This window comes from Streptomyces sp. H27-H1, assembly GCF_026627445.1.
Lineage (GTDB): Bacteria > Actinomycetota > Actinomycetes > Streptomycetales > Streptomycetaceae > Streptomyces.
In genome coordinates this window covers 1-8,133 of record NZ_JAPNLJ010000103.1, presented here as the reverse complement: position 1 = coordinate 8,133, position 8,133 = coordinate 1, and the positions used below count along the sequence as shown (strand labels likewise).

8 protein-coding genes and 3 pseudogenes are annotated in these 8,133 nt (G+C 67.8%); 7 read left to right on the top strand and 4 right to left on the bottom strand.

The genetic code is table 11. The features are described 5' to 3' along the window. Window positions 1-214: 214 nt before the first annotated feature. Window positions 215-1,150, bottom strand: a complete 936-nt coding sequence (locus tag OTB20_RS41505; RefSeq protein WP_267825089.1) for a phosphatase PAP2 family protein — start codon at window positions 1,148-1,150, stop codon at window positions 215-217. A 362-nt stretch (window positions 1,151-1,512) separates the two neighbouring features. Between OTB20_RS41505 and OTB20_RS41500 the strand changes: the two genes are divergently transcribed. Next, on the top strand, window positions 1,513-1,641 hold the full coding sequence (locus tag OTB20_RS41500) for a hypothetical protein (protein WP_267825088.1): 129 nt from the start codon (window positions 1,513-1,515) through the stop codon (window positions 1,639-1,641). Between the two features lie 589 nt (window positions 1,642-2,230). Next, window positions 2,231-2,320: pseudogene (locus tag OTB20_RS41495) on the top strand (integration host factor); the annotation flags it as partial. Between the two features lie 360 nt (window positions 2,321-2,680). Here OTB20_RS41495 and OTB20_RS41490 read toward each other — a convergent pair. Both OTB20_RS41490 and OTB20_RS41485 read right to left on the bottom strand, forming a co-directional pair. Then, complete coding sequence (locus OTB20_RS41490; protein ID WP_267825087.1) at window positions 2,681-3,046, bottom strand: hypothetical protein; 366 nt, start codon at window positions 3,044-3,046, stop codon at window positions 2,681-2,683. Then, window positions 3,043-3,306: a hypothetical protein gene (locus OTB20_RS41485; protein ID WP_267825086.1), complete on the bottom strand. Its 264-nt coding sequence runs from the start codon at window positions 3,304-3,306 to the stop codon at window positions 3,043-3,045. Before OTB20_RS41485 ends, OTB20_RS41490 begins: the two co-directional genes overlap by 4 nt. A gap of 207 nt (window positions 3,307-3,513) precedes the next feature. Here OTB20_RS41485 and OTB20_RS43075 point away from each other — a divergent pair. After that, window positions 3,514-4,263: pseudogene (locus tag OTB20_RS43075) on the top strand (IS701 family transposase); the annotation flags it as partial. Here the strand turns inward: OTB20_RS43075 and OTB20_RS41475 are convergent. Then, the gene (locus tag OTB20_RS41475; RefSeq protein ID WP_420716615.1) at window positions 4,233-4,607 is read right to left on the bottom strand and encodes a thioredoxin domain-containing protein; all 375 of its coding nucleotides are present in this window, start codon (window positions 4,605-4,607) and stop codon (window positions 4,233-4,235) included. The pseudogene OTB20_RS43075 and the gene OTB20_RS41475 sit on opposite strands and share 31 nt — an antisense overlap. 123 nt (window positions 4,608-4,730) lie before the next feature. Here OTB20_RS41475 and OTB20_RS41470 point away from each other — a divergent pair. From OTB20_RS41470 to OTB20_RS41455, 4 genes and pseudogenes are all read left to right on the top strand, one after another. Beyond that, a pseudogene (locus OTB20_RS41470) lies at window positions 4,731-5,217 on the top strand (IS30 family transposase); the annotation flags it as partial. After that, window positions 5,201-5,497, top strand: coding sequence for a transposase (locus OTB20_RS41465; RefSeq protein ID WP_420716614.1), 297 nt, complete (start codon window positions 5,201-5,203; stop codon window positions 5,495-5,497). The pseudogene OTB20_RS41470 and the gene OTB20_RS41465, both read left to right, overlap by 17 nt. A gap of 247 nt (window positions 5,498-5,744) precedes the next feature. Next, window positions 5,745-5,996: a hypothetical protein gene (locus OTB20_RS41460; RefSeq protein WP_267825084.1), complete on the top strand. Its 252-nt coding sequence runs from the start codon at window positions 5,745-5,747 to the stop codon at window positions 5,994-5,996. A 1,578-nt stretch (window positions 5,997-7,574) separates the two neighbouring features. Continuing rightward, on the top strand, window positions 7,575-7,991 hold the full coding sequence (locus OTB20_RS41455) for an SSI family serine proteinase inhibitor (protein WP_267825083.1): 417 nt from the start codon (window positions 7,575-7,577) through the stop codon (window positions 7,989-7,991). Window positions 7,992-8,133: the final 142 nt, after the last annotated feature.

Sequence of the window (8,133 nt, the reverse complement as noted above, 5' to 3'; positions counted from 1 at the left end):
CAGGCGACTTGGCAAGGTCACCCGCATCAACGGGAGCTTCGTTGCGTTCGTAGCGCCTCCGCCGGACACCGTCACACGGCCACACCAGCGCGTCTACAAGATCAATCCGACTTTGCAACAGCCCTGGCCTTTCGGGATCCCGTATAGGTGCACCAGATGAGTATCTGCTGGTATCAGGCGAACGTCCTCAGCCACTTGCCCGGCGGGTCTCCGGTCAGGCCGATCCGGCCCGGCGGGGGTCCGCGCGGAGACCGTCGCCTGACGGTGCGGTCCTGGACCGGCTCCCGGTAGAGAGTCGTGCGACTCTTCTCGGACCTGTTCTGGCGGATTTCTTCGCGGGCCGCGCACCGGGGCCGGATACGGCAAGAACGGCGACCGCAACGCAAGGCGCGAAAGCGGTGGCCAAGGAAATCAGTCCGGGAGGATCGTGGCGTCCTGATGCCCACAGCACCGCGACGGCTGCGGAAACCGTGGCAAGGCCCACGAGAAGGAATCGCTTTGGGTTACGTCCGGGCTTGACGGCGGCGACATCGAAGATGAACGCCTGCGCGATGAAGGCCCAGAAGAGCGTGATTCCCACGGCCGTGAGCACGTCGGACGGGCGATGCCACCCGGAGGACTGGACGAAATAGGCCGCCAGGGACGCGATCACGGTCCCGCCGAGTGCTGCGACGGGCTTGAGCCTGCGCGGCGCCGCCACGAGCAGGATCAGGGCGAGGGCCGTGGCGGCTGTGACATGGCCGCTGGGCGCGCTGTTGTGGAGAGCGTACGCAAGATCTGGATCCAGCGCAGGGCGGGGTAGGGCAGCCTTCAACGCGCTGGCCGTGGCACAGGAGCCGACGAGTGTCAGCAGAGCCCACAGCGCAAGGCGCCCCTTCCGGAACATCCACAGCATGAGTATCAGCGTTCCGCCGATTATCAGCACATGATCGGGGGGGAGGACTGAGGGTGTGAAACTTCCTCTGGAGAATCCGGGAGCGCGATTGCCGATTCCGGGTTGGCTGAGTTCGAGCAGCCTGTTCTCGATCTGCTGCCCCCCGCGGGTGCAGACGGCGAGCACATAGACGGCGAGGCCGGCCAGGAGGGCGTAGGCCGCACGTTTCGCCGCGCTCTTGTCGCGGACTCTCAGTGTGGTGATTTCAGCGAGCACCAACAGCCTCAAAACTCTAGGAATGACGCCTGCCTCCAGGCCGCCAGAACTGAATGGAGACCACTCTATGTCGGGCTCTCTTGGCCGAGTCCTAAGGAAGGCGGAACGCTACCTGAACTTGATTGGGTGATGTCGGGGCCATTCGCCTGACAGTGACCCGGCGGCTTCGGTAGTCCTGGGCTGTGAGGTACGCGCAGGGTGGCGGGTTGGTGGCGGGTTGACCGACGTCGAGAGGGCCGCGCGGGAGCGGATCCGGCTGTTGGCCGTGGAACGCTTCGAGGGCGGGGAGGAGAACCGGGAGATCGCGGGCGCGCTACGGGTGTCCGAGCGGGAGCTGGGTGCAGCGGGTCCTGGTGCCGGGCGTGGCCTACAAGCTGGCGGCAGCGCAAGGAGAACCGGCCGGACTGCTCAAGGCGGCCAAGGCCCTCGTGCTGAACACCTCCGACACTCCCGCCGGCCGGAAGGAGTCCGAGTTCGGTGACCCGCTGTAAAAGATCTGGGCCGCTTGCATGCTGCCCTACGTCGGTGTCCGCGACGTGCGCCGGACGGTCTTCCAAACCGTCAGCGACTCGACAGACGAAGAACGCAACACTTGGCTGGGCCAAGCCCGCCGAGAAGCAGCTGCGCTCCTAGGCTGAAGGCGAATGCGGTCGAAGCCCCGGTACCGTCCCAGGGACCATGCGTCACGGCCGCGCCTATCTGGGCGGATGCCGGGGTCCGGTTGTGGTCAGTGGGCGTGGACGGATCCCCAGCCGAAGTTTTGACCGGAGCCGACGCCTGATCCGCCGGTGCGGACCTTGTCGTTGGCGCTGCGCAAAGGTCCCCCACCCGTCGCGGCTCCCGTACCCGGGGCCTACATCGAACTCGACGAATCCCGGCAGCCTCCCCGTGATATAGCCGAGGTCGTAGGCGATGTCTGCCCAGATGAGGTGGGTGCCGGTGGCGGGGTCCAGCGTTCCGTCGGCGATCTGACCGGTGACCCAGTGGGCCATGGCCCATTTTGCGGCCCGAGGATCAGCGGGCGGCTGGAAGAGCAGTCCCAGCTCCTCCAGTACCTGGTCAAAGAGGGCTGGCGCTTCGCAGATGGGCGACCCGATCGACATCCCGGCTGGCTACAGCGTGAAGGTCTCAGCGGGCTCGAAGCTCAACGAATCCGCGAAGGGCAAGTAGTAACGTTCATCGACAGGCCCAGGCCCGGTCCTTATGTGACCGAGTGGCGGAGCGGAGCCAAGGACATTCGCCCGTGCGCAACTGGGCGCGCGGGCACGTCCTTGGGTCCGAAGGCCGCGAGGTCCCGCGCGCGTTGTGCCCGTTCCTGGAGCAGGCGCCGCAAGCCCGCGAGTGCGCACCGCTCCCCGGTAGCCGAGCCCGCTCCGCGGATGCCGGCGACCTGGGCCATGAACTGCTGGGGCTGAGGCTGCCAGCCGACGACCAGGACGCGCAGGCCCAGGCACTCCGCACGCCGGTGAACCTCCAACCCCTGGTGCGGAGCGGGACCTCCCCCGGCTCTGTGACGAGGTGTGTCGGTGATCAGCTCGTCCAGGACTTGATCTGCGCGGCGACCTCCCGCACAGGCAGTCCCTCCCTCGCCGCGCGGGCCAGGGGCAGAACCTTGTTCAGGCCGGGGCTGACCGGGAGGCCGCACGCCGACAGAAAGGCGGCGGTCACCGTGGCCGCGAACAGCAGGTTCCGCGCCTCCAGACTCGGGTTCCTCGCCAGCTCGCACAACAGTGCTGCCGCCTTGTGATAGGGCTCGGGGTAAACCTCACGGTCCAGGACCTCCGCACGGTGACGTGCGTCCGCTGCCACTGGCACCCCGTAGTCCACTACCTGGGGGTCTCCCGGGATCTGCTGGGCCACTGCCAAGATCCAGGCCAGATCGATGCGGAGGTTCACGCGGCATCCCTCGGCACAGACTCCGACAGCTCCACCGGGAGACCGGGGTACCGGTCCTCGCCCAACTCTGACTCGAACTCATCTGCGTACGCGGCCAGGAACGCCGAGGCGCCGGCCATGAACGCGGCACGCGACTCGTTCACGTCCTGCTCGATCAGATCAGCCACATACCCCTGCAGGCTCAAGCCGCGACGCTTGGCCCTGTCCTCGGCGGCTGTCTTGACGGAGTCGTCCAGCCGGATGTTCGTCTGCTTTCCCATTCCCCCATCATAGCTAGCTGCTGATACCAGCCGCTAGCAGAGAGGGTCGGTCCCGTCGCACGGGCCCTCTGCGACTCACCCCAATGGACCGCTTCCACATCCACGGGGACGTCGCCCGCCTCCTTGCCGGCGCACACGCGGCCGGGGTCGGCATCGACTTTGTTAGCTGGTCTTGTCACGGTGGGTGTCTGGTAGTTCGCTGGTTGTATGAGGGCTGGGGAACTTGCTGCGTTTCGGGTCCGGTTGAAGGAGTTCACCTCCGAGGTGTTCGCGCCGTTGGTGCGGCGGGATCAGCGGGTCGAGGGTGGCCTGTATCTGCGGGGCTTGCTGCTGGATGGCCGGCGCTAGTCGATGCAGCCGATGGCCGAACGCCTCGGCGTGGACCATCAGCAGTTGCAGCAGTTCATAACGTCCTCGATCTGGCCGGTCCAAGACGTCCGGGCCCGACTCGCGTGACGGGCCGTGCGACGGTCCGCCCGCATAGGTGTGGGTGGTCGACGACACCGACTTCCCCAAGGACGGCAAGGCGTCCGCAGGGGTGGCCCGGCGGTACTCGGGGACCTTGGGGAAGGTCGGCAACTGCCAGATCGACGCCAGCGTCCATGCGGCCTCCGACACCGCTTCGTGCCCGCTGGCCTGGCGTTTGTTCCTGCCCGCCTCCTGGGACGACCGGACGCGGCAGCGCGTCGGGAGGCTTGCCGGATCCCCGATACCGAGCATCACCGGCCGAAATGGCGGCTCGCGCTGGACATGCTCGACGAACTCGCCGGCATCGGACTGCGGCCCTCCGCTCTGGTCACGGGCGCGGGTTATGGCGCGAAGGCGGACTTCCGCCACGGCCTGGAAGACCGCGGGCTGGGCTACGTTCTCCAGGTGAAAGGCGAGATGACTGCCCACTCGGAGGGCGCCGAACCGCACCAGCCAGCCTATGGCGGTCTGGGTCTGCGGCCCCTGCCAGCTACCGCACCCGCGTGGTATTCGGTGAACTTGCCCGCATCCAGGGCCGCGCGAAGGGCGTCAACCGCCCTCTTCGATCCGTCTCCGCCCACGCGGTCATCCCTGAAGGACGCGAGGGTGTACTCGGTCTTCGTCTTGCGACGCAGTGTCATCTCGCGTAGAGCCGGGGCACCGGTCGCCTCGAACTCCTCAACGACCGGACAGCGCGGGTCCTCGTACAGCTGGACCGTGGTTGCCGCGGCCGGGTCGCCCACCACGATCGTCTGCCGTCTGCGGCCAGTCTCTCCGGCAGCTCCTCGGCACCCGCGAGGCCACCAGCCGAGGTGTGCCAGCACGCTTGTCATCCGTGGACTGCGCCTTCGCCGCGCAGCCCGCCATCATGAGCACAGCGACTCCGGCCGCGGTGTGGCGACCAGCCCCCTTACGTACCTCACCTGCGGATTCCCTCTCCTTGACCCGCCCCGCCCGCCATCGGCACTCTGGTCGAGCGCACGACCCGGTTCACCATGCTGCTGCACTGCCCCGGATGGAGCCGAGCCGAAGGGTGAAGAACGGGCCGGCGCTGGCCGTTCTGGGCGCCGAGGCCGTCAGGGACGCGATCGCCGCAACGATCACCACGCTGCCCGGGCAACTACGTCGCTCGTTGACCTGGGACCGCGGCAAGGAGCTGGCACAGCACGCCCGGCTCCGCGTCGACACCGGTCTCGAGATCTACTTCGCGGACCCGCACAGCCCATGGCAACGCGGCACGAACGAGAACACGAACGGGTTGCTGCGGCAGTGCTTTCCCAAGGGCACCGACCTGTCCCGGTGGCAGGCAGACGACCTCGAGGCCGTCGCACTCGACCTCAACAGCAGGCCCCGCAAAACCCTCGGATGGAAGACACCTGCCGAAGCCCTCAACGAACACTTTTAGTCTTGACCCAACAAGCCGGTGTTGCAACGACCGATTGAGTCCGGGCAATACACCAGCCGTGAACTCGCCGTCCTGGCAGCAGATTTCGGCGTCAGGCTGTCGGTCGGCCGAACCGGAGAGGGCTGGGACAACGCCCTCGCGGAATCGTTCTTCTCCACCCTCAAGAACGAGCTCGGCGACGACCATCCCTGGCCCAGCCGGGTCGCCGCCCACACCGCGATATTCGAGTGGATCGAGAGCTGGTACAACTTGCATCGGCTGCACAGCAGCCTCGGCTACCGCAGCCCCGCCGACTACGAGACCGCCCTGGCGGCCTGACCACCACAACAACGGTGTCCGTCAAGCGGAACAAGCTCAGAGTATGACTGTTGTTCGGTGGAGCGGGTGCGTGGCTGGTTGGGCGGCACGGTGCTGGTGACCACGGTCCACGCGGAGGGGTGTCTGGCGTGGCTGGCCCAGGGGTTGTAGCGCAGGGCTGTTTCTGCTGCGCGGAATTCGTTCGAGCGTTCGGGGTGGTGGGTCCCAGGATGCGCGCGGCGACGCCAGCCCGGGGAGGATGGGCGGCATGACGTCCTTCGATGACTCCTACCTCCTGGTCTTCGCCGAGTGCGACGAAGACCGCCCCGCCGAAGTCGCTCACGAGGAATGCCCCGGCCGGTCCGCTGGACTGGTCTGCGCGTGCCCCTGCCATCAGGAGGACGACGACCTCCAGTCCGAGCCCCAGGTGTGGGAGGGACCCGTGCGGTATCCGCGCGGCGGCCCGGGTGTCGGAGGTGAGCGGGGCGGAGACAGGAGCGGGCCGCCGAAGGCGCCTTGATCCAGTAGAGAAAGTTTGGACAGCTCGCCGGATACGGTCGACGGCACGACGAAGCACGACGTGCCCCGGAACTCCCGGGGGGAGCGGATCTGCCTAGTGCTGCCAGTTCTGCCAGTTCTGGCAGAAGCCGGACCGAGTGGTCCGCCAGTCGCTGGGCACGAAGGCGGTGATCTACTGCTCGGCCTCCTGCAAGCAGGCGGCGTATCAAGCGCGCAGGACGCAGAAGGCGATCGAGGCCGCGACCGCTGTCGCTGTCCGCCGGGCGCTCGCAGGACAAGCAAAGTCAGCGCCTTTGCTGATCAGCGGCCGGAATCACCGGGCAAAGTGACTGACTTTGCGGCGGGTGGGGAGTCGGTCCCAGTGCTGCGGGTGGCGGATGGTGACTACGAGCTGGCGCCGCCCGTCGAGCCGGTGGTGGCGCTGGTTCTGCCTGATGCGTGGCGTGCGCCGGCCCCCGCTTCGCGTCGTCAGCTCGGGGCGGGTCCGGGTCGGCGGCGGGTGGGCATGACGGCGTCGCCGATACCGCTGCCGTTCGACATCGAGGACGACGAGGGCATATAGCGTTCCGCGGCTTCCCGCCGGCGCTTTGGGTCCCGCCCCCACCGGGCCGCACCTGTCCTCAGCCACGACGAAACGTGAAACGAGCGGCGCGAGAGTGCCGGGCCTGGCCACATCGCGGCAGCTGCCGGAGGCGAGCAGGGAAGATTCCTTCGCGCATCGCCCAGATGACCCAGATGTGGGACGACGCCGTGTGCCCGACCCGCGTCCACGAACTGGTCGTCATCAAGAACCAGGCCGAGCACGCCCGCTGCGCGCCGACGGAGCCGAGGGCCGCAAAGCCGCCGACACCTTCGCCGACATCTACTTCTGGGCCCGTCCCCGGATCGACACCCTCATGGGAGCCACGGCTGATGCCCAAGTACAACCCCGTCGACGACGCCCACCAGCTCCCGCCAGCCCCGGCCGCGCCCGCCCCCCGGGCAGCCGGTGGCCCAGGTCCCCATCACCACCACGCTCCCCGCCCCACTGCGCCGGCGCCTGGCCCTGGCCGTGCACGAGGTCAAGCTCAAAGACGCGGTTCTCAAGCCATCGAAGCCTGGCTTGAGAACCGCCCTGTCATGGCCCGCGAGCCCATCCCCGCCGCCGGCCCGTCCGTCTTCCTCGGTTCGCTGTCGTGCTCGTCACCTCTTCGGGCCGTGCGGCGCCGCGACGTGACGTGACCGCCGGTCTTGTCGGCCGCACTTGAGAGATCGGCTCGGTACGTACGGTGTTCCCAGCGGCGCTATCCGGTCACTTTGGATAGATGATCGGTTAACCCTGCGCGACTGACAGCAGGTCAGCGGCTTGTGTGCGACCGTCCGGTGTGGCTTCCGGCGCCTGCCTCCCTCCGAAGTTCGTTACCAGGCACCCCGCCTGAGCTGCCCGAACGACCATTCGGTAACTGGCAATCGAACGGAATGTCTGTAAACCGGCGTTCGATGTGCATGGCACCTTTGGATCCGGCAAGCTCGGCGATGTTCGGTCGACATAACGAAGCCAACCGACACACCCATCCTTTGAATTGAAAGAGAGTCCGTCGTGCGTCACCGCATCGCTGCCGTCTCCGCTGCCGTCCTCCTGACTCTGGCTGGCGCCACTGGCGTTGCGGAGGCAAAGCCCGCCAGCCTCTACGCCCCTTCCGCCCTGGTCCTCGCCGTCGCCCAGGGCGAGGACGCGGCCACCGTCGTACGGGCGTCCATCCTCAGCTGCGCACCGACGGCTGCAGGGACGCACCCCGACCCCAAGGCCGCCTGCGCGTCCCTCGCGGCCGCCGGCACCTTCGACACCCTGCTGGCCACGCCGGACACCGACCGCGCATGTCCCATGGTCTACGAACCTGTCACGGTCACCGCGGACGGTGTCTGGAACGGGCAGCGCGTCTCCTGGAAGCACACCTTCTCCAACACGTGCGCGATGGCCGCCACCCTCAACGGGAACGCCGTCTTCGCGTTCTGACGGCCCCGGTCAGGATCCGCCGCGCTCTGCTTCTGCCCCCGTGTCCTGCCCGGCGGGGGGCGGGGGCGCGTCCGCGGTTGTCCGTCCGGCTGCTCACGCCAGGTGTGTGCCAACGGTGCGGCCGGGGTGGGTGCGGCTGGTG